Raw genomic sequence first — 20,284 nt, 5'->3', positions numbered from 1 at the left:
GTGTCCGCCACGCCGTCCGGCGAGCCCACCTGGCCCGACCTGCTGTCCGCCCTGCTCCGCGGGGAGGACCTGCCCACCGACGCCGCCCGCTGGGCGATGGACCGGACGATGACCGGCGAGGCGTCGCCGGTGCAGCTGGCCGGCTTCCTCGTCGCGCTCCGCGCCAAGGGCGAGACCGTCGAGGAGCTGCGGGGGCTCGCCGACGTGATGCTCGAGCACGCGCACCGCATCGAGGTGCCCGGGCCGAGCACCGACATCGTCGGCACCGGCGGCGACCGGATGCACTCGGTGAACATCTCGACGATGGCGTCGGTCGTCGTCGCGTCCACCGGGCTGCGGGTCGTCAAGCACGGCAACCGGGCCTCGTCGTCCTCGTCGGGCTCCGCGGACGTCCTCGAGGAGCTCGGGGTGGCGCTGACGCTGACCCCCGAGCAGGTCGCCGAGGTCGGGGCGAGCGTCGGCATCACCTTCTGCTTCGCCAACGCCTTCCATCCTGCGATGCGCCACGCCGCCGTCGCCCGTCGTGAGCTGGCCGTCGGTACCGCGTTCAACGCTCTCGGCCCGCTCACCAACCCCGGGCAGCCCACCTACGCCGCGGTGGGGGTGGCCGACGCCCGGCTGGCCCCGCTCATCGCCGGCGTGTTCGCCGGGCGGGGCCGCCCCGCTGCGGTCTTCCGCGGTGACGACGGCCTCGACGAGCTGACCCTCGCCACCACCTCGACGGTGTGGTGGGTGGCCGGCGGTGAGGTGACCGAGCTGTCCGTCGCGCCCGGCGACGTCGGCGTCCGGGAGGCGCCGGTCGAGGCGCTGCGCGGCGGCGACGCCGCCTTCAACGCCGAGGTCGCCCGTCGCGTGTTCGCGGGCGAGGCCGGGCCGGTGCGTGACGCCGTCGTCCTCAACGCCGGGATGGCGCTGGCCGTGGCCTCGGGCCTGGGCGGGGCGCCCACGCGGGACGCGCTGGTGGCGGCGCTCGGGGCGGGGGTGCGGCGGGCCGAGGAGGCCCTCGACGCCGGGTCCGCGGCGGAGCTGCTGGACCGCTGGGCCCGCACGACCCGCGAGCTCGCCGGCTGAGCCGGGCCGCGGGGGTCAGTCCTCGATGCCGAGGCTGAACGCCGTCTCGAGGTCGTGCGAGGAGTAGGTCCGGAACGCGATGTGGGTGTTCGTGCCGGTGACGCCGTCGATCTTGTTGAGCCGGTCGGCGATGACGTCGGCGAGGGACTCGTGCTGGCGGACCCTGACCATCGCGACGAGGTCGGCGTCGCCGGCCACCGAGTAGACCTCGGTGACGCCGTCGAGGTCGGCGATCGCCTGGGCGACCTCCGGGATGCGGTCGACGTCGGCGGTGATGAGGACGATGGCGGTGATCACGCCGTCAGCCTAGCCACCGCCGTCGGCCGGCGGGGTCAGCCGCGGACGAGGCAGAACGGGTGGCCCGCCGGGTCGAGGTAGACCCGGAAGCTGCCGCTCTCGGAGGGCTGTACGTCGTGGACGCGCGCCCCCGCCTCGAGCACGGCGGGCTCGGCCGCGTCGATGTCGGCCACCGAGAGGTCGAGATGGAACTGCTGCGGGTGCGCGCCCCCGGGCCAGGTGGGGGCGACCCAGTCGTCGATGCGTTGGAAGGCCAGCGTGGCCCGGCCCTGCGGGTTCTCGGGGCTCACGCCGCCGCCGGGCGGGACGAGCGTGGCCCAGTCGCGGTCGGACTCGTCCTCGAGGTCCCAGCCGAGGACCTGACCGTAGAAGCGGCCGAGGGCCAGGGCGTCGGGGCAGTCGAGGACGACGAGGTCGAGGATCGGGGTGGTGGTCATGGGCCCGACGGTAGCGACCGTTGCGGACGGTCCGCGTCCGCTACCCCGCCCGGTCAGCGGACGCCCGCGAAGCCGGCGGTGCGGCGGCGGGAGGACTCCAGCGGCTCGAGCTGCTCGCGGAGGGCGGCGGCTCCGGCGACCGGGCACGTCCAGGCCCCGTCGACGTCGACGATGCGCACCCCCGGCGCCTCGAGCCACCGCAGGAGCTTCTCGCTCTCCTCGGGGGTGGCCGCCGTCGCCGGTGCGCGCGGCGCCGCCACGACCTCGGCACTGGCGCACAGCGCGCCGATGTACGGCATCGGGTCGGCGCCCCGGGGGGAGGTGGTGCTGCCCGCGAGGCGCCCGTGCCGGACGCAGACGACCTCCCAGCCGCCGGTGGCCGAGCGGCGGGCGGCGACGAGCTCGGGGATGAGCGCGAGCGGGCCGAGGCGCTGGCTGCGGGTGGCGCCCCGCACGAGGGCGACGAGCCGGTCGCGGACGACCTGTGCGTCCTCGAAGCGCTCTGCCCCCGAGAGCTCGCCCATCCGGGCCTGGAGCGCGACGAACGGGTCGCGGGTGGCGCCGCCGAGCAGGCGCGCGGCGCGCTCGACGACCTCGGCGTACTGCTCGACGCTCTGCGCGCCGGTGCACGGGGCGCCACAGCGACCCATCTCGGCGAGGGCGCACGCGGCGCGGGTGCGCTTGGGGGAGAGCCGCTCGACGCACTGCCGCAGCGGCAGGACCTCGTGGACGGCCGCGACGGCGGCCTCGGCGGCGTGCCGCGACCCGAACGGGCCGACGTAGCGGGCCCCGTCGTCGGCGACCGAGCGCACGACCGACAGCCGGGGGAACGGCTCGACCGTGAGCTTGACCCACAGCGCCTTCTCGGGGTGGCGCGACCGGCGGTTGTACCGCGGCTTGTGCTCGGCGATGAGGCGGAGCTCGCGGACCTCGGCCTCGATCGTCGTCGCGCACACGACGGGGCTGACCGACTCGGCGAGCCGCACCATCTCGCCCATCCGCCGCCGGTGCTCGGAGGCGGTGAAGTACGAGCGGACCCGGGTGCGGATGGACACCGAGGTGCCGACGTAGAGGACCCGCCCCTGGCCGTCCCTGAACAGGTAGACCCCGGGCGCGTCGGGCAGGCCGTCGGCGAGGTGCCGCTTGCGGCGCCGGGCCGGGGACACCTTGGCGGTGTAGTCGAGCAGCTCTTCGAGCGAGTGCACCCCGAGGTTGCCGACCCGCCCGATGAGCCCGTGGAGGACGTCGACCGTCGCGCGGGCGTCGTGCAGGGCCCGGTGGTCGGGGGTGGTGGGGGAGCGGAACAGGGTGGCGAGGGAGGCGAGCCGGTGGTTGGGGACCTCGTCGCGCCGGACGACCTGGCGGGCGAGGTGGACGGTGTCGAGCACGGGGAACCCGGGCCACGCCTGCTCGGTGCGCGCCGCGGCGGCCTTGAGGAAGGAGACGTCGAAGCGTGCGTTGTGCGCGACGAGGACCGAGCCGGCCGCGAACTCGAGGAACGCCGGCAGCGCGGACTCGATGCGGGGGGAGTCGGCGACCATGGCGTCGGTGATGCCGGTGAGGACCGAGATGAAGGCCGGGATGGGCTCGCCGGGGTTGACGAGGGTCTGGAACTCGCCGACGACCTCCCCGCCGCGGACCTTGACGGCGCCGATCTCGGTGATGGCGCACTCGGCCGGGCTGCCGCCGGTGGTCTCGAGGTCGACGACGACGAAGGTCACCGACGACAGCGGGGTGCCCAGGTCGTCGAACGTGCCCTGGACCATCGTCATGCCCTGACCGTAGGTCGGCCCGCCGACACCGCGTCCGAGGCGCGCGGCGCAGGGGTGTCGGTGCTCGGTCCTAGCGTGGTTCCCGACCACCTGGAAGGGGTGAGACGCATGACCCGACCCGATCTGACGATGACCGTCGAGTGCCGCACCTGCCCCGTGCGTGAGCTGCACTGCGACGACTGCATGGTGCCGGTCCTCCTCGGCATCACGAGCAGCCGCACCGACACCGCCCTCGACGCCGACGAGCGGGCGGTCGTGACCCGTCTCGTCCGGGCCGGGCTCGTCGACGCCGAGACCGCCACCGCCGCCCGGGCCCGGCTCGACCCGGGAGCCGCGGCTGCCGGCCTGGGGGCGGGTCGTGCCGCCGGCTGACGGCGCACCGCGGGCGTCCCCGGAGCGGGGCGCCTCCCTACGATGAGGCGGTGCCGCGCCGTCCGACGTCCCGCCCGCGGCGGGCCCGTGTCGTCGCTGCCGCCGTCATCGCAGCCTGCCTGACCCTCCTCGGGGCCTGCGCCGGGCCGGCCGTACCGACGTCCACCTCGAGCGAGGCGCCGGCTCCCACGGCACCGCCGCCGTCGCCGACGGCCACCGGCCCGGACCCCAGCACCGTGGCGACCGCCGTCGACGCCCTCCTCGCGCGGCGGGACGCGGCCCTCGCCTCGGCGGACGCCGCCGCCTTCGCCGCCACCGTGGCCGACCCCACCACTCCCGAGGGCCGGCGCCAGGTCGCCTCCTTCCGGGCTGCGCGCGCCCTGCGCGCCACCGGGGTCGCCCACGACGTCGTGCCGCCCGTCGACGACCCCTCGGCCGTCGACGTCACGCTCCGCTACCGGGTCGCCGGCGTCGACCGCGCCGACCGCACCGCGACGGTCCGCTACGCCGTGCAGCGCGCCGGGTCGGGCTGGCGCGTCGTCTCGGAGGCGCCCACCGGAGCCGACGCGGCGCCCCCCTGGCTGGCGATGCCCGGCCTCGCCGTCCGCCGCGGCGAGCACGCCGTCGTCGCCGGGACGGCCGGGGACGAGGCGCTGCGCGCGGCCGTGGCCACCGTCGACCGGGCGCTGCCGCCGCTGCGCGCGGTGTGGAGCGGCACGCCGCGCTCGACCCTGGTCCTCGTGCCGGACACCGCGGCCGAGGCCGACGCGCTGCGCGGCACCCCCGGCCCCGCCGTCGGCGCGGTCGCGGCCACCACCGACGGCCCCACCGCCGCCGACGGGCTGGCCACCGGTGACCGGGTCGTCCTCGACCCCGACGCCCGCCGCCGGCTCACCGCCACCGGGCGCGACGTCGTGCTCACCCACGAGCTCGTCCACGTCGCCGTGCGGGCCAGCAGGCCCGGGACCGCACCCGTCTGGCTCGCCGAGGGCTACGCCGACCACGTCGGGTACGCCCGGGCCGGCCTGCCGCACCGCACCCTGGCCGCGCCGCTGCTCGCCGCGGTCCGGGCCGGCACGGCGCCCACTGCGCTGCCCGGTGCGGGCGACCTCGACCCCGGGGTCACCGACATCGAGGTCGGCTACCTCGCGTCGTGGCAGGCCGCCGAGACCGTCGCCGACCTGGTGGGCGAGAGCGGCCTGCGGGCGCTGGTGCGGGCCTGCACCGGGCCGGGCGGGGAGGAGGCCGCGCAGCAGCGGTGCGACGCGGCCATGCCGCGCGTCCTCGGGCTCGACCGGGCCGCGCTCACCCGCCGGTGGCAGCAGCGGCTGGCCGCCCTCGCGCGGTGACCCGGGACGTCACCGCGGGTGCGACGGCGAGCGACGCCGCGACGAGGACCGCGACGAGCCAGAACTGGTTGTAGAAGGCCTGCTTGTTCACGAGGTTGGCGACGGCCAGGACCAGGGCCAGCCAGCGCAGCACCTCGTCGACGGGCGGCTGGCGGCGATGGACCGCCCACACGGCCACCCCGACGGCCGTGAGCATCGCGAGGCCGGTGACGGCGAAGGGCAGCTCGATGCCGTGCTCGTTGAAGAAGTACAGGTACCACGTGTTCGCGAAGCGGATCGGGTGGAAGGTCAGCAGCGTCGTCACGGTGTCGTCGACGAACGCCGCGGGGTCCGCGACGAGCCAGGGGGACACGAGCACGCCGGCGAGCCCGCCCGTCACGAGGGTGCGACGCCAGCCGAACGGCTGCCAGACGAGCAGCACGGGCGCCAGGAGCGCCAGATGCTGCTTGCTCGCACAGGCGAGCGCGAGGGGCACGACGGCCCACCAGGCGTGGCCGCGCCGCACGAGCACCGCCCACCAGACGAGCAGCGCCGCGAGCACCGGCTCGGTCCAGGCCTGGTCGACCTGGGTCAGGGTGCCCGGGGCGAGGACGACGAGTGCCACCACCGTCGCGCCGCGGGCCGCGTCGCCGCGCCGGCCGCCGGCGAGCGCCCACAGCCCGGCGAGCAGGACGAGGGTCCACACGAGGATCGCCCAGCGGACGTCGCCGGCGAGCCAGCGGCCCGGGGCGGTGAGCATCGCCATCCACGGCAGGTAGGTGAAGTGGTCCTGGACGCCGGGGGAGTCCGTCCAGCGCGCGGTGTAGATGTTGCCGAGGCGGGCGGTGACGTCGGCGCCCTGCTGGAGGATGACCCACACGTCGATCTTCGGGGCGCGGTCGCCGAGCACGGCGATGGTCGCGACGACGACGTGCGTCGCCGCCGCCAGACCCGCCGCGGCGGCACCGGCCCACGGCCGTCGCAGCGCCAGCGCGGCCGCGCAGCCGAGGCCACCCACCGCGAGGACCCCCAGGGCGGCCGCTGCCGACGCCGGCGGCAGGTACGAGAACAGCGGCACGAGCAGGGTGACGGCCACCGAGCCGGCGAGGACCACGGGGGCGAACCACCGCGGCAGGGGCACCGGGGTCCGCCGCGCCAGCCACACCGCGAGCAGCACCGTGACGGCGGTGAGGACGATCAGGATCGGCACCCGGAAGCGCACGACGCTCCACTGCGCCACCCCGAACCAGGCGAGCCACGACGCCGCGAGCACCACCGCCGGCGACAGCCCGCGGCGGGCGGGGGCGGGTTCAGCCACCGTAGAGCGCGTCGACCTCGTCACCGAAGTCGCGCATGACGACGTTGCGCTTCAGCTTCAGCGACGGCGTGAGGTGGCCGGACTGCTCGGTGAAGTCGGTGTCGAGGATGACGAACTTGCGGATCGACTCGGCCTTGGAGACAGCGGCGTTCGCGGTGTCGACGGCCTTCTGGATCTCGGCGTGGACGCGCTCGTCGCCCGAGGCCTTCGAGAACGGCACGTCGCTGAGCCCATGGTTGCCGGCCCAGGCCGGGTACATCTCCTCGTCGAGGGTGACGATGGCGGCGATGAAGGGCTTGCCGTCGCCGACGACGATGCACTGGCTGACGAGCGGGTGCGACCGCAGGAGGTCCTCGAGGACCGCGGGGGCGACGTTCTTGCCGCCGGCCGTCACGAGGATCTCCTTCTTGCGTCCGGTGATCCGCAGGTAGCCGTCGTCGTCGAGCTCGCCGAGGTCGCCGGTGTGGAACCAGCCGTCGCGAACGGCGTCGCGGGTGGCCTCCTCGTTGCCGCGGTAGGCCGAGAAGACGTTGACGCCACGGAGGCAGATCTCGCCGTCGTCGGCGATCCGCACGTCGACGCCGGGCAGCGGCGGGCCGACGGTGCCGATCCGCATCGACTGCGGGCGGTTGACGGTGGCCGGGGCCGTGGTCTCGGTGAGGCCGTAGCCCTCGAGGATCGAGAGCCCGATGCCGCGGAAGAAGTGCCCGAGCCGGGTGCCGAGCGGGGCGCCGCCGGAGACGGCGTACTGGACCCGGCCGCCCATCGCGTCGCGCAGCTTGGCGTAGACGAGCTTGTCGAAGACCGCGTGCCGCAGCCGGAGGCCGAGCGGCACGGTGCCGGCGTCGAGCGCCTCCGACCACGCGATCGCGGTGGTCGCGGCGCCGTCGAAGATCTTGCCCTTGCCGCCGGCCTCGGCCTTGGCCTCGGCCGAGTTGTAGATCTTCTCGAACACCCGCGGCACGGCGAGGATGAACGTCGGCCGGAAGGCCGCGAAGTCGGCGAGCAGCGTCTTGAGGTCGCTGGAGTGGCCCATCCGGACCCCTGAGGTGACGGCGAGGACCTCGATGAACCGGGCGAACACGTGCGCGAGTGGCAGGAACAGCAGGGTCGAGGCCTGGTCGGCCTTGACGACCTCGGCGATCTCCTCGGCGGTGTTCTCGGCGAGGGTGAGGAAGTTGCCGTGGGTGAGCTCGACGCCCTTCGGCCGGCCGGTCGTACCGGAGGTGTAGATGACCGTGGCGAGGCTGTCGCGGTCGAGGCCCTCACGGCGCGCCTCCAGCTCGGAGTCCTCGACGTCGGCCCCGTCGCGGCTCAGGGTGTCGATGTCGCCGTGGTCGACGACCCACACGTGCTCGAGCGTCGGGACGGTGCCGCGGACCTTCTCGACGGCGGCCAGGTGGGCCTCGGTCTCGACGACGATGCCGACCGCCCCCGAGTCGGCGAGGATCCAGCCGACCTGGTCGGAGGAGGAGGTCTCGTAGATCGGCACGGGGACGGCCCCGGCGGCCCACAGCGCGAAGTCCGCGAGCGTCCACTCGTACCGGGTGCAGCTCATGATGCCGACGACGTCCCCGGCGCGGATGCCGGCCGCGAGGAACCCCTTGGCGAGGGCCGCGACCTCCGCGGCGAACGTCGCCGAGGTGACGTCGGTCCAGCCCCCGTCGGTGCGGATCGAGAAGGCGACCCGAGCCGGGTGCCGGGACGCCAGGCGGGCCGGCACGTCGCCGAGGGTCCCCTCGGTCGTGGCAGGCAGGATGAGCGGCGTCGACATCTCGTGCACCGTCGGGCTCCTTCAGAACGCGGGTGGGCGGCCCCTCAACCTTAGGCCCCACCCGACCGGTAGCCTGCGGTGCCATGGCCGACCGCACCAGATCCTCCGTCGACATCGCCGCCGAGCCCGGCGAGGTCCTCGACGTCATCGCCGCGTTCGACGCCTACCCGGAGTGGGCCGAGCAGGTCAAGGACTGCACGGTGCTCACCGAGGACGGCGACGGGTGGGCGGACCAGGTCGAGTTCACGCTCGACGCGGGCGCCATCAAGGACCAGTACGTCCTCGAGTACGACTGGGACGTGGCCGACGACGGCACCGGCGTCATCTCCTGGCACCTCGTGCGGGCGTCGCTGCTCAAGGGCCTCACCGGCAGCTACACCCTCGAGAGCGCGGCGGGGGGCACCCGGGTCACCTACGACCTCGAGGTCGACCTCACGATGCCGATGATCGGGATGCTCAAGCGCAAGGCCGAGAAGCACATCATCAGCACGGCGCTCACCGAGCTGAAGAAGCGCGTCGAGGGGTGACCCGCCGATGACCGCGCAGCGCTGGCCGCAGGACGCCGGGAGCGTCGCCGAGGAGGCCGCGCGGCTCCTCGAGAGCCTGCGTCGCGTCGGGGGCGACCCCGAGACGTCCGATCCCGCGGGCGACCCACCGCCCGCCGCCGACGGCCGAGGCGCGGCGCCCGGCGGGTCCGCCGACCCATGGGCCGAGGCCGGCGCCGACACCCCGCACGGCGGCCCCGCCCCTCGCGCCGATGCCGGGTTCACCTGCACCGACCCCGTCTGCCAGTGGTGCCCGGTCTGCCGTGCCTCGGCGTTCATCCGCCAGCTGAGCCCCGAGACCCTCTCGGGGCTCGCCGAGTTCGCCGGTTTCGCTGCCACCGTCCTGGCCGACCTCGCGTCCGCCCGGGAGCGCGCGGAGCGACCCGACGGCCACCACGATGAGTGACGGGCCCCTGTCGATCGGGGTCGACATCGGCGGCACGAAGGTCGCCGCCGGCGTCGTCGACGCCTCGGGGGTCGTGCTGCGCCGGGCGCGCCGCGACACCCCCGACCGCTCGAAGAGCCCGCGCATCGTCGAGGACACCATCGTCTCGGCCGTCCAGGAGCTGCTGGAGGCCGAGAGCGAGGCGGTCGCGGTGGGCATCGGGGCCGCGGGGTTCGTCGCCGCGGACCGGGCCACGGTCGTCTTCGCCCCCCACCTCTCCTGGCGCAACGAGCCGCTGCGGGCGGCCCTCGGGCACCGGCTCGACCTGCCGATCTTCGTCGACAACGACGCCAACGCCGCGGCCTGGGCCGAGTACCGCTTCGGGGCCGGGCGCGGCGAGGGCCACCTCGTCATGGTCAACCTCGGCACCGGGATCGGCGGCGGGATCGTCCTCGACGGGCGCGTGCACCGCGGGCGGTTCGGCATCGCCGGCGAGTTCGGCCACATGCAGGTCGTGCCCGACGGCATCCGCTGCGAGTGCGGCAACCGGGGCTGCTGGGAGCAGTACGCGTCGGGCAACGCCCTCGTCCGGGAGGCGCGGGCCCTGATGTCCGCGGGCAGCCCGGTGGTCTCCGACCTCTTCGAGCGCGTCGGCGGCAAGCCCGAGGACCTCACCGGCCCGCTCGTCACCGAGGCCGCGCGCGACGGCGACCCGCTGGCGTGCGAGCTGCTCGGCGAGATCGGGCGGTGGCTCGGGGTCGGCATCGCGGACCTCGCGGCGGCGCTCGACCCCGGCACCTTCGTCGTCGGCGGTGGCGTGAGCGCGGCCGGTGACCTCCTCCTCGAGCCGGCGCGGCAGGCCTTCCGGCGCCAGCTCACCGGGCGCGGCTACCGCCCCGAGGCCCGGATCGTCGCCGCCGAGCTCGGCAACGAGGCCGGTCTCGTCGGGGCGGCCGACCTGGCGCGGGTCGGGGCGGCGGACCTCGCGTGGGCCGCGGCCGGCGACCGGGCCGACGAGCCCGACCTCGGTCCCGCGGGCTGACCCGCCCGTGGCCGAGCCCGTGCGGGTCCGGGTCGCGACGTACAACACCCGGGACTTCCTCGACGACCACCGGCTCGCGGCCCGCCTCGTCCGCGCGGTGGACCCCGACGTCCTGTGCCTCCAGGAGGCGCCCCGCCGGCTGTTCGCGCCGTGGCGCCTGCGCCGCTTCGCCGACGCCTGCGGCATGCGATGGAGCGGGCCGCACCGAGGTAGCGGGGGGACGACGATCCTCACCGGCGAGCGGGTCGAGCTCGTCGCCGCGGCACACCACCGGCTCCCCGTGCGCTGGCCGAACCGGACCCGCGGGTGGGCCGAGGCCCGGGTCCGCCTGCCGGGGGGCCAGGAGCTGACCGTCGTCTCGCTGCACCTGGGTCTCGACGCGGCCGAACGGGTGCGCCACGTCCGCGCGGTGCTCGCGGCCCTGGCCGGGGTCCGGCCGCTCGTCGTCGCGGGCGACCTCAACGAGACCGAGGGCGGCGAGGCGTTCGGCCTCGTCGGCGTGGAGGGGGCACTCGAGGTGGCGGGCCCGCCCGGGCCGACGTACCCGGCGCACGCGCCGCGGCGGCGCCTGGACGTGCTCTTCGCGTCACCGGACGTCGGCGTCGTGCCGCCCGGCGAGGTCGCGGTGCCGGACGGGGTGTGGGCGCGGGCCAGCGACCATCGTGCGGCGTGGGTGGACCTCGAGGTGGGGTGAACCCGGTCAGATCCGGGCGCCGTCGTCCCCGTGGTCGCGCTCGCGTGGCTGCCGCAGGACGAGGAGGGCGAAGCCGATCAGCGAGAGCGCGAGCCCGGCCAGGAACCAGCGGGTGCTGTGGAACGGGCGGGCCATCGCGACGTAGACGAGGCACAGCGGGCCGGCGACGAGCCCGATGACCGCCCCCCAGAAGTGCAGGTCCTCCTGCGGCGGCAGCTCGACGGGCGGCGGCTCGAAGTGCTCGTCGTCGTCCTCGGCCACCGACGCCGTCGGGGCCGCCTCGCCGTCGCCGGAGGACGGCGGCGGGGCGACGCGCCAGGACGACGCCGGCACGAGCCCGTCGAGCGGGGACGGGTTGACCCAGGCCGGCCGGGGCGGACCGGAGGCGTCGTCGTCGGGTGCGCCGTCGCCCGCGGGACCGGAGCCGGGCTCGGGGGAGTCCGCGGCGCCTTCGGCCGCGGCGTCGCGGGGCTCGGCGGGCGGCTCACCCGAGGACTCGCCGGGGGAGCCACCGGCGGGGTCCGGGTGTGCCTCCCACCCCGCGACGATGGAGGCGAAGCGCGCGTCGACGTCGCGCTCGTCCATCTCACCGGGGCGGTCGCTCACGGGTTCTCCTGACGTCGGGGCCGACACCCACGATCTTCGCACGAGGTCCCCCGTGCCCGGACCGCGCGCAGGCCAGGCCCTCGCCGGTCCCGGTGCACTAGGCTTCCGGGAACACGCACAGGAGGGTGGTCCGGTTGTTCTACTGGGTGCTGAAGACGGTCGTCCTCGGGCCGATCCTCCGCCTGCTCTTCCGGCCCTGGGTCGAGGGCTCCGAGCACATCCCCGAGACCGGGGGTGCGATCTTCGCGAGCAACCACCTGTCCTTCTCGGACTCGATCTTCCTGCCGCTCGTCGTGCCGCGCCGGATGACGTTCCTCGCGAAGGCCGACTACTTCACAGGGGTCGGGCTCAAGGGCCGGCTCACGGCGGCGTTCTTCCGGGGGGTGGGCCAGCTGCCCATCGACCGCGCCGGTGGCCGGGCCAGTGAGGCCGCTCTCGCCTCCGGTCTGCGGGTCCTGCGGCGCCAGGAGCTGCTCGGCCTGTACCCCGAGGGCACCCGCAGCCCCGACGGCCGCCTGTACAAGGGCCGCACCGGGGTCGCCCGGATGGCCCTCGAGGCCGGGGTGCCCGTCATCCCCGTCGCGATGATCAACACCGACAAGGCGCAGCCCACCGGCAAGAAGATCCCCTCGCTCGTGCGGGTCGGGGTCAAGATCGGTGAGCCGCTGGACTTCTCGCGGTACGAGGGGATGGAGGGCGACCGGTTCGTCCTGCGCTCGGTCACCGACGAGATCATGTACGCGCTCATGGAGCTGTCCGGCCAGGAGTACGTCGACATGTACGCGACGGCGATGAAGGACCGCATCGCCCGCGAGAAGAAGAACCGGGCCAAGGAGGCCGCCGAGGCCGCCAGCCCCGGCCGCGCGGTGAGCGAGCTGGAGAAGGAGCTCGACTCGCACGGCCTCGAGGGTGACGCCGACGAGGCCGGCCACCCCGGCCGGCAGCGACGCGCGAGCTGAGCCGGGCCGTGGGGGTCCTGGGTCCGCGGTCGCCGCGGACCGGCCGGCGGGAGCCGGTCGTCGTCGAGGCCTTCCACCGGGGGCTCGACGTGTTCCGTCCCATCGCGGTCGCGTACGCGGCCCTGCTCGCCTGGCAGCGGCACGAGTCGATGGTCCGGCCGTGGGTGGCCGTCGCCACCCTCGGCGTCATGCTCGCCTGGTCGCTGGGGCTGCTCGTGTACCGCCGCCGCAGTCGCCGCGTCGTCGCGGCCGAGGTGGTCATCGCCGTCCTCGCCATCCTCGCGACCCCCCTGGCCGACGGCATGGAGGCGGTGAGCGCCGGGCAGTTCACCCTCCCCACGGTGTGGGCCGCCGGCTCGGTGGCGGGCGCTGCGGTCGTCGCCGGGACGCGCGGGGGGCTGCTGGCGGCCGGGGCGGTCGCGGTGGCCGACCTCGTCGAGATCGCCGGGCGTCCCACCCAGGCCACGACCCACAACATCGTCATCCTCGTCCTGCTCGGTGGGCTCATCGGCTTGGCCGTCGACCTCGCGCGGTCGGGGCTGGAGCGCGAGGAGCAGGTGCTGCTGGAGCGGGAGCGGCTCCGCGAGCGGGAGCGGATCGCCCGGGTCGTCCACGACGGGGTGCTCCAGTCGCTCGCGTTCATCCACCGCCGCGGCACCGAGCTCGGTGGGCCGGCGGGCGAGCTCGGTGTCCTGGCCGCCGACCAGGAGCGGGCGCTGCGGCGGTTCGTCTCGGGGTCCGGCGCCCCCGGCGACGCGCCGGCCGACCTGCACGGCGCGGCGGGCGGGGAGGTCGACCTCCGGGTCACCGTCACCGGGCACGAGCGGCCCGGAGTCACCGTCGCCGTCCCGGCCGACCCACTGCTCGTCGACCACCTCGTCGCCCGCGAGCTCGACGCCGCCCTCGCCGCCGTGCTCGACAACGTCGCCCGGCACGCCGGCGACCACGCCCGGGCGTGGGTCCTGCTCGAGGGCGACGTCGACGGGGTCGAGCTGACCGTGCGCGACGACGGCGTCGGGGCCGACCTCGCCGAGCTGCACGGGGCTGCCCAGCGGGGACGGATGGGGGTCAGCGGCTCCATCCGCGGTCGGGTCGAGGACCTCGGCGGTTCGGCCACGTGGACCACCCGCCCCGGGGCAGGATGCACCGTGCGCATCGTCGTCCCGCGTCGACCCCAGGAGCAGCCATGAGCCAGGCCGACCCGCCGGTGGCCGCCGCCCCCCGGGTGCTCGTCGCCGACGACCACCCGCTGTGGCTCGCCGCGCTCGAGCGCGACCTCGTCGGCCGGGGGGTCGAGGTCGTCGGGACGGCCGCCGACGGCCCCGCAGCGGTGCGGCGGACCCGGGCCACCCGCCCCGACGTCCTCGTCCTCGACCTCAACCTGCCCGGGCTGCGCGGCGACGAGGTGTGCCGGGCCCTGGGCGACCTGCCGACCCGGGTGCTCATCCTCTCGGCCAGCGGCGAGCAGCAGGACGTCCTCGACGCGATCAAGGCCGGGGCCACCGGCTACCTCGTGAAGTCGGCCTCACCCGCCGAGATCCTCGACGCGGTCCTCGCGACGGCCCGGGGTGAGGCCGTGTTCACGCCGGGTCTCGCGGGCCTCGTGCTCGGCGAGTTCCGGCGCCTGCGCTCCGCGGAGGCCGCGCACGAGGCCACGGCCGACCCCGCCCGGCCCATCCCACAGCTCACCGCCCGCGAGACCGAGGTGCTGCGGCTCGTCGCGACGGGCATGTCGAGCAAGGAGATCGCTTCGCAGCTGGGGCTGTCGCACCGCACCGTGCAGAACCATGTGCAGAACACCCTCGGCAAGCTCCACCTGCACAACCGGGTCGAGCTCGTCCGGTTCGCCCTCGCCCACGGCCTCGAGGACGAGGACCCCGCCGGCCGCTGAGCCGGAGGGTCCTCGGCGCGGGTGGCCCGTGCACCCCGTGTGCCACGATGGCCGGATGCGACGGACCAGCTCATGACGACGACCACCAGCACCACCATCTCCATCGGCGCCCCACCCGAGCGGGTGTGGCAGCTGGTGACCGACCCGGAGTGGTGGAACCGTGCCGAGAACGGCGTGGTGAGTGTCGACGGCGCCATCCGCGAGGGCGAGAAGATCACCTTGGTCTCCGAGCTGCAACCGAAGCGTGGGTTCTCCCTCACCGTCGCGGAGATGCGGCCGAGCGAGCGGATGACCTGGACCGGCGGTATGCCGCTGGGCCTGTGCACCGGTCGACGGAGCTTCGTTCTCGAGCCCTCCGGCGAGCAGACCTGCACGTTCACGATGGCCGAGGACTTCGTCGGGCCGCTGTCCCCGCTCATCATCCGGTCGCTGCCGGACTTCCAGTCCTCGTTCGACACCTTCGCCCGCGCGCTCAAGGCCGACAGCGAGGCCTGACCGGTCGGGGAGAGGCATCCGGGATGCGGGCCCGGCGTCTCGGATCGCGGGCGCCCGCCTACCATTGACGCTCGTGAGCACGACCACCCCCGCCGACCCCCACCAGCGGCTCGCCGCCGGCTCCGACCTGCCCGCCGCCCAGCAGCCGGTCTGGCCCGATGCTGCCGCGCTCCGGACGGCCGTGGGGACGCTCGCGACCTATCCGCCGCTCGTGTTCGCGGGGGAGTGCGACGTCCTCAAGGACCGGATGGCCGCCGTGTCGCGCGGTGAGGCCTTCGTCCTCCAGGGCGGGGACTGCGCCGAGACCTTCGCGTCCGCGACGGCCGACAACATCCGGGACCGGGTCAAGACGATCCTGCAGATGGCGGCGGTGCTCACCTACGGGGCGTCGATGCCGGTCGTCAAGGTCGGCCGGATGGCCGGGCAGTACGCCAAGCCGCGCTCCAGCGACGACGAGACCCGTGAGGGCGTCACTTTGCCCGCGTACCGCGGCGACATGGTCAACGACTACGAGTTCACGCCCGAGTCGCGCGCCCCCGACCCCGACCGGCTCGTGCGGGCGTACCACGCGAGCAGCGCGACGCTGAACCTCGTGCGGGCCTTCACCACCGGAGGCTTCGCCGACCTGCGCCACGTCCACGACTGGAACCGCGGCTTCGTCGGCAACACCGCCTTCGCCCGGTACGAGCGGCTCGCCAAGGACATCGACAAGGCGATGCGCTTCATGGCCGCCTGCGGCGCCGACTTCGACGCGATGCGGACCACCGAGTTCTTCTCGGCCCACGAGGCGCTGCTCCTGGACTACGAGCGGCCGCTGACCCGGGTCGACTCGCGCACCGGCGACCTCTACGACACCTCCGGGCACTTCATCTGGGTCGGCGAGCGCACCCGCGACCTCGGCGGCGCCCACCTCGACTTCGTGTCGCGGGTCCGCAACCCCGTGGGCGTCAAGGTGTCCGCCACCGCCGACGTCGACGACCTGCTGCGGATCATCGACCTCGTCGACCCCGACCGCGAGCCCGGCCGGCTGACGTTCATCACCCGGATGGGGGCCGGGCAGGTGCGCGACGCGCTGCCGGGCATCGTCGAGAAGGTCACGGCCTCGGGCGCCCTCGTCAGCTGGGTGTGCGACCCCATGCACGGCAACACCTTCTCGTCGGCCTCGGGCTTCAAGACCCGCGACTTCGAGGACGTCGTCGACGAGGTCCGCGGCTTCTTCGAGGTCCACCAGGGGCTCGGGACGCACCCGGGCGGCATCCACGTCGAGCTGACCGGCAACGACGTCACCGAGTGCATCGGCGGGTCCGAGAAGATCCTCGACGCCGACCTGGGCATGCGGTACGAGTCGGTGTGCGACCCGCGGCTGAACCACCAGCAGAGCCTCGAGCTGGCGTTCCTCGTCGCCGAGATGCTCGCGCAGGACTGAGCCGGTGCCCCAGATCGTCGCGGACCTGCTGTCCGACACCCTGACCCGCCCGACCACGGCGATGCGCGAGGCGATGGCCCGCGCGGACGTCGGCGACGACGTCTTCGGCGAGGACCCCACCGTGCGCGCCCTCGAGGAGCGGGTGGCGGGGCTGCTCGGGCACGAGGCGGGGCTGTTCACCCCGACCGGGTCGATGGCCAACCAGCTGGGGCTGCGGCTGCACGTCGCACCGGGCCGGGAGATGGTCGCCGACCAGCAGGCGCACGTCGTGCGGGCCGAGCTGGGCGCGGCGGCCGCGTTCTCGGGCATCACGAGCCGCACCTGGCCGAGCGTGCGGGGCCGCCTCGAGCCGGCCGGCCCGATGTCGCTCGTCACGACGGGGGTCGGGCCGTACCAGGTCGAGACGGCGCTCGTCGTCGTCGAGAACACGCACAACTTCGGCGGCGGCACGGTGCAGTCGCTCGACGCGATCCGCGAGGTGCGCACGGCCACCCGGGACCTGGGGGTCGCGATGCACCTCGACGGCGCCCGGCTGTGGAACGCGCACGTCGCGTCCGGGGTCGCGCTGGCCGACTACGGCACCGAGTTCGACACCGTCTCGGTGTGCCTGTCGAAGGGCCTCGGCGCCCCGGTGGGGTCGGTGCTCCTGGGCTCCGCGGACGCGATGGCCGAGGCACGGGTGTGGCGCAAGCGCTACGGCGGCGGGATGCGCCAGGTCGGCTTCCTCGCGGCGGCCGGGCTGCACGCCCTGGACCACCACGTCGAGCGGCTCGCCGACGACCACGAGCGCGCCGCCCGGTTCGCACGCGCCTGCGCCGAGGCGGCCCCCGAGGTCGTCGACCCGGCGACCGTCGAGACGAACATCGTCGTCCTCGACGTCGGGGCCGTCGGGCTCCGCGCCGCCGCGTTCGTCGAGGCGCTGCTCGAGCGGGGCGTGCGTACCTACGCCGTCGGCCCGACGGCCGTGCGCCTCGTCTGGCACCTCGACGTCGACGACGCGGGCACGGCCGCGGCCGTCGACGCCGCGACCGCGGTGCTCGCCCGCGCCTGACCCGGGTGCCCGGGGCGGTTCCCGGCGGCCGGGTCATGGCCCGAGCGACGCCAGCGGGATCGTGAGGTCGGTGTGGGTGAGGCGGATGCGTCCGTCGTACCCGCCGACCACCCGCACCTGCGGGCCGACGACGCTGGCGGTCGAGAACGAGGCGCGTGCGGTCCCCACGCCCGGCACCGGCGTGCTCGTGCCACGAGTGACGTCGATGACCTCGATGCCGGGCCCGCCACCGGCCACCACGACCCGCCCGTCGGGCAGCAGGGCCGCCGACCCGGTCAGCTTGTAGCGGCCGCTGCTCATCGTCGGCCCCGCCGTGAACCGCCCCGTCGCCGGGTCGTACACCTCGGTGCTCGCCAGCAGGTCCTCGTCGGTGCTGGTGCCGCCGATGACCAGGACCCGACCGTCGGGCAGCGCCACCATCGTGTGCTTGAACCGGGCCTGCTCCAGCGACCCCACGCGCCGGAGCGTGCCGTCGGGGGAGACGACGACGGCGGTCGCGGAGGCAGCCTCCGGCCCGGTCTGGCCGCCGGTGACGAGGACGGCCCCGTCCGCCAGGCTCACCGCGGCCAGCGCGCCGACGGCCTCGGGCAGCGGGGGCCCCGGCTCGAAGCGCCCGACTCCGGGGTCGAAGACCTCCGTGGTGGCGGTGTACTGCCGCGGGCCGACCCACCCCCCGACGACGACGACCCGCCCGTCGCCGAGACGGGCCGCGGCATGGCCGCCCCGGCCCACCCGCATCGGCTCCGTCGCCGCCCAGGCGCCGGTGGCGGGGTCGTAGGTCTCGGCGCCGGCCAGCGGTGGCCGGCCCTCGGCGGAGAACCCCCCGGTCACGAGGACCTCCCCGCCCGCCAGCAGCGTCGCGGTGTGGGCGTCCCGGGCCGAGGTCATCGGAGCGACCTCGACGTCGCCGTCGTCGCGGAGGAGGAACGCCGAGGTGGTTGCCCGTCCGCACCCGTCGACGACACAGCCACCCGCGACGAGCACCGACCCGTCCGCCAGCCCGGTGGCCGTGTGTGCCGCGCGAGCCTCCACCCCGACGACCTCGGCCGCGGTGACCTCGGGCCCGGCGGCGCTCGGCGTCCGGTCAGCACCGTCGCCGGCCCCGTCGGTACAGGCGGCGGCAGCCAGCATCACGGCGAGGGCGACCCCGCCGATCCGGAGCCCGCCACCTGCCCGAGGCCGGTACCTGGTCACGTCAGCCGGAACACGTAGGCGAAGGCGCTCCGGGTGTAGGCGATCCCGCGGCCGGTGCGCCGGATGTGGTCGGGGTCGGCGTGCGCCGGTGCCGTGGGCACGAGGTAGGTCCCGAGCTCCTCCCGGTCGAGGCGGTAGGCGTCCCCGCGGTGGTGCACCGCGGCGACGAGCGTCAGCCGCGGGTCGAGGGCGGCCAGGCCGGCGTCACCGTGGCTGCTGTTGGCGAGGAAGAGGCCCCGCGGGGCCAGGTACCGCCGGCAGGAGTCCCAGGCCGGTCCGGTGTAGAGCGACACGAGCAGGTCGAACGCCGCGTCGGCCACCGGCAGGGCCGCCGTGTAGTCGGCGTGCAGGAACCGGATCTCGGCCCCGGCTCCGGGCCGGGTGCGACCCGCGAGGTCGGCGGCCACGGCGTCCGGGTCGGCGAAGAACCTTGCGGCCCGCCGGTCGGTGTCGACGTAGGTGACCGACGGGATCGCCGTCGAGGGCGCGAGGTCGAGGTAGCTGCCGGGGTACAGGGCCCGCCGCGGCTGCCAGGCCGCCGCGAGGGCCGCGAACAGGCCGGAGCGGTCCCCGATGCTCTGCCGGTACGTCGACCAGGACGGCCGGGAGCGGGGTCCTCGCCCTGTCGTGCCCACGGCGCACCTCCGGATGCCTTCGTGCGGCCCATCCTGCCCGAGCCCGGCCCGGCGCGGGCGTCAGACGTCGTGGTGCAGCGCCTCGACGGGCGGGTCCTCGGCGGCGGTGGCACCCGAGCGCCGCCGGCGCGCGAGCATGCCGCGCAGCTCGACGAGGTACATCGAGCCGACGACGAGCGCGCCCCCCAGCAGGAGCCGCACGGTGAGGGACTCCCCGCCGAAGAGCACCGCGAAGAACGCCGCGAACACCGGCTCCATCGCCATGACGATCGCCGCCCGGGTCGCCGTGAGGTGTGCCTGCGCCCAGGTCTGGGCCCACAGCGCGAGCGCCCCCGCCACGACGGCCATGTAGAGCAGCGACGCCCACTGGCCGGCGCCCGCGGGCAGGGTCACTCCGCCGGGCACGGCTCCGACCGACGCCACGAGGGCGATGACGGCGGCCTGCACCGTCGCGAGCCCCACGGCGGCCGACGGCGTCGACCACCGGCCGAGGACGAGGATGTGGCCGGCGTACAGGACGGCCGACGCCAGCGTCACGCCCTCACCGAAGCCGACGGCGAAGCCGCGCAGCGACAGCACCGCCAGCCCGGCCGTCGTCAGCAGCACCGCGGCCCAGGTCACCCGGTCGATGCGGTCCCGCAGCAGCAGCGCCCCGAGCACCGGCGTCAGCACGACGTAGGTGCCCGTGACGAACCCGGAGACGGACGCGTCGGTGTGCTGGAGCCCGATGGTCTGGAGCACCTGGGCGAGCCCGTAGAGCACCCCGAGGCCGATGCCGAGCCGCAGGTCGGCCCGCGACAGCGCGAGGGTCTGGCGCCGGAACAGCGCGAACATCAGGGCCGCGGCGATGGCGAAGCGCACGGCGAGGAAGTCGGTGGGCGGGACGGTGACGACGAGGTCGCGGATGAGGAAGAACGTCGAGCCCCAGACGGCGGTGACGAGCAGGAGCAGCAGCGTCGCCACGCGGGCGAGCCGGGGGGATTCGGTCACCG

22 protein-coding genes are annotated in these 20,284 nt (G+C 75.3%); 13 read left to right on the top strand and 9 right to left on the bottom strand.

What is annotated here, in order from left to right; all coding sequences use genetic code 11:
- Positions 1-1,071, top strand: coding sequence for an anthranilate phosphoribosyltransferase (gene trpD, locus Q0963_RS09710; protein ID WP_299445219.1), 1,071 nt, complete (start codon positions 1-3; stop codon positions 1,069-1,071).
- A 15-nt stretch (positions 1,072-1,086) separates the two neighbouring features.
- On the opposite strand, the gene Q0963_RS09705 is transcribed toward trpD, so the two are convergent.
- Genes Q0963_RS09705 through Q0963_RS09695 form a run of 3 tightly spaced genes read right to left on the bottom strand, consistent with a single transcriptional unit; the run spans position 1,087 to position 3,577 of the window.
- Complete coding sequence (locus tag Q0963_RS09705) at positions 1,087-1,368, bottom strand: Lrp/AsnC family transcriptional regulator (RefSeq protein ID WP_299445218.1); 282 nt, start codon at positions 1,366-1,368, stop codon at positions 1,087-1,089.
- 35 nt (positions 1,369-1,403) lie between these two features.
- Positions 1,404-1,805, bottom strand: coding sequence for a VOC family protein (locus Q0963_RS09700; RefSeq protein WP_299445217.1), 402 nt, complete (start codon positions 1,803-1,805; stop codon positions 1,404-1,406).
- A gap of 53 nt (positions 1,806-1,858) precedes the next feature.
- Entirely contained in the window at positions 1,859-3,577 is a 1,719-nt protein-coding gene (locus Q0963_RS09695) for a DEDD exonuclease domain-containing protein (protein ID WP_299445216.1), read from the bottom strand.
- Between the two features lie 108 nt (positions 3,578-3,685).
- Between Q0963_RS09695 and Q0963_RS09690 the strand changes: the two genes are divergently transcribed.
- Together Q0963_RS09690 and Q0963_RS09685 are read left to right on the top strand one after the other, a co-directional pair.
- Positions 3,686-3,949, top strand: a complete 264-nt coding sequence (locus Q0963_RS09690) for a hypothetical protein (RefSeq protein ID WP_299445215.1) — start codon at positions 3,686-3,688, stop codon at positions 3,947-3,949.
- A 50-nt stretch (positions 3,950-3,999) separates the two neighbouring features.
- Positions 4,000-5,298 (top strand): hypothetical protein, encoded by a 1,299-nt coding sequence (locus tag Q0963_RS09685; protein ID WP_299445214.1) that lies wholly within the window; start codon positions 4,000-4,002, stop codon positions 5,296-5,298.
- Here the strand turns inward: Q0963_RS09685 and Q0963_RS09680 are convergent.
- Together Q0963_RS09680 and Q0963_RS09675 are read right to left on the bottom strand one after the other, a co-directional pair.
- On the bottom strand, positions 5,255-6,595 hold the full coding sequence (locus Q0963_RS09680) for a hypothetical protein (protein ID WP_299445213.1): 1,341 nt from the start codon (positions 6,593-6,595) through the stop codon (positions 5,255-5,257). The genes Q0963_RS09685 and Q0963_RS09680 overlap by 44 nt on opposite strands.
- Positions 6,588-8,369 carry a long-chain fatty acid--CoA ligase gene (locus tag Q0963_RS09675; protein ID WP_299445272.1) on the bottom strand — a complete coding sequence of 594 codons (1,782 nt, stop codon included), beginning with the start codon at positions 8,367-8,369 and terminating at the stop codon, positions 6,588-6,590. Before Q0963_RS09675 ends, Q0963_RS09680 begins: the two co-directional genes overlap by 8 nt.
- An 83-nt stretch (positions 8,370-8,452) precedes the next feature.
- Between Q0963_RS09675 and Q0963_RS09670 the strand changes: the two genes are divergently transcribed.
- From Q0963_RS09670 to Q0963_RS09655, 4 genes are read left to right on the top strand one after another with little or no spacing between them, the layout of a single operon-like run.
- Positions 8,453-8,896 carry an SRPBCC family protein gene (locus Q0963_RS09670; RefSeq protein WP_299445212.1) on the top strand — a complete coding sequence of 148 codons (444 nt, stop codon included), beginning with the start codon at positions 8,453-8,455 and terminating at the stop codon, positions 8,894-8,896.
- Between the two features lie 7 nt (positions 8,897-8,903).
- Positions 8,904-9,320 carry a hypothetical protein gene (locus tag Q0963_RS09665; protein WP_299445211.1) on the top strand — a complete coding sequence of 139 codons (417 nt, stop codon included), beginning with the start codon at positions 8,904-8,906 and terminating at the stop codon, positions 9,318-9,320.
- Positions 9,313-10,341, top strand: coding sequence for an ROK family glucokinase (locus Q0963_RS09660; protein WP_299445210.1), 1,029 nt, complete (start codon positions 9,313-9,315; stop codon positions 10,339-10,341). The genes Q0963_RS09665 and Q0963_RS09660 overlap by 8 nt, the downstream gene beginning before the upstream one ends.
- A gap of 7 nt (positions 10,342-10,348) precedes the next feature.
- Positions 10,349-11,035 carry an endonuclease/exonuclease/phosphatase family protein gene (locus Q0963_RS09655; protein ID WP_299445209.1) on the top strand — a complete coding sequence of 229 codons (687 nt, stop codon included), beginning with the start codon at positions 10,349-10,351 and terminating at the stop codon, positions 11,033-11,035.
- A 6-nt stretch (positions 11,036-11,041) separates the two neighbouring features.
- Here Q0963_RS09655 and Q0963_RS09650 read toward each other — a convergent pair whose 3' ends face one another.
- Positions 11,042-11,641 carry a hypothetical protein gene (locus Q0963_RS09650; protein WP_299445208.1) on the bottom strand — a complete coding sequence of 200 codons (600 nt, stop codon included), beginning with the start codon at positions 11,639-11,641 and terminating at the stop codon, positions 11,042-11,044.
- Positions 11,642-11,775: 134 nt separating this feature from the next.
- Here Q0963_RS09650 and Q0963_RS09645 point away from each other — a divergent pair, with 134 nt between their 5' ends.
- The 6 genes from Q0963_RS09645 to Q0963_RS09620 all read left to right on the top strand — a co-directional run bounded on the left by Q0963_RS09645 (position 11,776) and on the right by Q0963_RS09620 (position 17,463).
- Complete coding sequence (locus Q0963_RS09645; protein WP_299445271.1) at positions 11,776-12,600, top strand: 1-acyl-sn-glycerol-3-phosphate acyltransferase; 825 nt, start codon at positions 11,776-11,778, stop codon at positions 12,598-12,600.
- Between the two features lie 8 nt (positions 12,601-12,608).
- Complete coding sequence (gene macS / locus Q0963_RS09640) at positions 12,609-13,790, top strand: MacS family sensor histidine kinase (protein ID WP_299445207.1); 1,182 nt, start codon at positions 12,609-12,611, stop codon at positions 13,788-13,790.
- Positions 13,787-14,491, top strand: coding sequence for a response regulator transcription factor (locus Q0963_RS09635; RefSeq protein WP_299445206.1), 705 nt, complete (start codon positions 13,787-13,789; stop codon positions 14,489-14,491). Before macS ends, Q0963_RS09635 begins: the two co-directional genes overlap by 4 nt.
- A gap of 72 nt (positions 14,492-14,563) precedes the next feature.
- A complete protein-coding gene (locus Q0963_RS09630) occupies positions 14,564-14,986 on the top strand; it encodes an SRPBCC domain-containing protein (protein WP_299445205.1) in 423 nt (140 codons plus the stop codon).
- 73 nt (positions 14,987-15,059) lie between these two features.
- Positions 15,060-16,412 carry a class II 3-deoxy-7-phosphoheptulonate synthase gene (locus Q0963_RS09625; protein ID WP_299445204.1) on the top strand — a complete coding sequence of 451 codons (1,353 nt, stop codon included), beginning with the start codon at positions 15,060-15,062 and terminating at the stop codon, positions 16,410-16,412.
- Between the two features lie 4 nt (positions 16,413-16,416).
- Positions 16,417-17,463, top strand: coding sequence for a low specificity L-threonine aldolase (locus tag Q0963_RS09620; RefSeq protein ID WP_299445203.1), 1,047 nt, complete (start codon positions 16,417-16,419; stop codon positions 17,461-17,463).
- 33 nt (positions 17,464-17,496) lie between these two features.
- Here the strand turns inward: Q0963_RS09620 and Q0963_RS09615 are convergent, their stop codons facing one another.
- Genes Q0963_RS09615 through Q0963_RS09605 form a run of 3 tightly spaced genes read right to left on the bottom strand, consistent with a single transcriptional unit; the run spans position 17,497 to position 20,282 of the window.
- Entirely contained in the window at positions 17,497-18,657 is a 1,161-nt protein-coding gene (locus Q0963_RS09615; protein ID WP_299445202.1) for a kelch repeat-containing protein, read from the bottom strand.
- A complete protein-coding gene (locus tag Q0963_RS09610; protein WP_299445201.1) occupies positions 18,654-19,292 on the bottom strand; it encodes a class I SAM-dependent methyltransferase in 639 nt (212 codons plus the stop codon). Before Q0963_RS09610 ends, Q0963_RS09615 begins: the two co-directional genes overlap by 4 nt.
- 60 nt (positions 19,293-19,352) lie before the next feature.
- Positions 19,353-20,282 (bottom strand): DMT family transporter, encoded by a 930-nt coding sequence (locus Q0963_RS09605; RefSeq protein ID WP_299445200.1) that lies wholly within the window; start codon positions 20,280-20,282, stop codon positions 19,353-19,355.
- Positions 20,283-20,284 lie beyond the last annotated feature (2 nt).

It is taken from the genome of uncultured Phycicoccus sp. (assembly GCF_947495705.1).
Taxonomy (GTDB): domain Bacteria; phylum Actinomycetota; class Actinomycetes; order Actinomycetales; family Dermatophilaceae; genus Phycicoccus.
The sequence above is the reverse complement of the archived record's forward strand: the minus strand, read 5'-3'. Positions and strand labels throughout refer to the sequence as shown.

What these genes read in the sequence shown, in the direction of transcription:
- Q0963_RS09660 (WP_299445210.1), top strand. Translation starts at nt 9,313, where the DNA reads ATGAGTGACGGGCCCCTGTCGATCGGGGTCGACATCGGCGGCACGAAG.
- Q0963_RS09670 (WP_299445212.1), top strand. Translation starts at nt 8,453, where the DNA reads ATGGCCGACCGCACCAGATCCTCCGTCGACATCGCCGCCGAGCCCGGC.
- Q0963_RS09630 (WP_299445205.1), top strand. Translation starts at nt 14,564, where the DNA reads ATGACGACGACCACCAGCACCACCATCTCCATCGGCGCCCCACCCGAG.
- Q0963_RS09700 (WP_299445217.1), bottom strand. Translation starts at nt 1,805, where the DNA reads ATGACCACCACCCCGATCCTCGACCTCGTCGTCCTCGACTGCCCCGAC.
- Q0963_RS09690 (WP_299445215.1), top strand. Translation starts at nt 3,686, where the DNA reads ATGACCCGACCCGATCTGACGATGACCGTCGAGTGCCGCACCTGCCCC.
- Q0963_RS09695 (WP_299445216.1), bottom strand. Translation starts at nt 3,577, where the DNA reads ATGACGATGGTCCAGGGCACGTTCGACGACCTGGGCACCCCGCTGTCG.
- Q0963_RS09635 (WP_299445206.1), top strand. Translation starts at nt 13,787, where the DNA reads ATGAGCCAGGCCGACCCGCCGGTGGCCGCCGCCCCCCGGGTGCTCGTC.
- Q0963_RS09665 (WP_299445211.1), top strand. Translation starts at nt 8,904, where the DNA reads ATGACCGCGCAGCGCTGGCCGCAGGACGCCGGGAGCGTCGCCGAGGAG.
- Q0963_RS09675 (WP_299445272.1), bottom strand. Translation starts at nt 8,369, where the DNA reads ATGTCGACGCCGCTCATCCTGCCTGCCACGACCGAGGGGACCCTCGGC.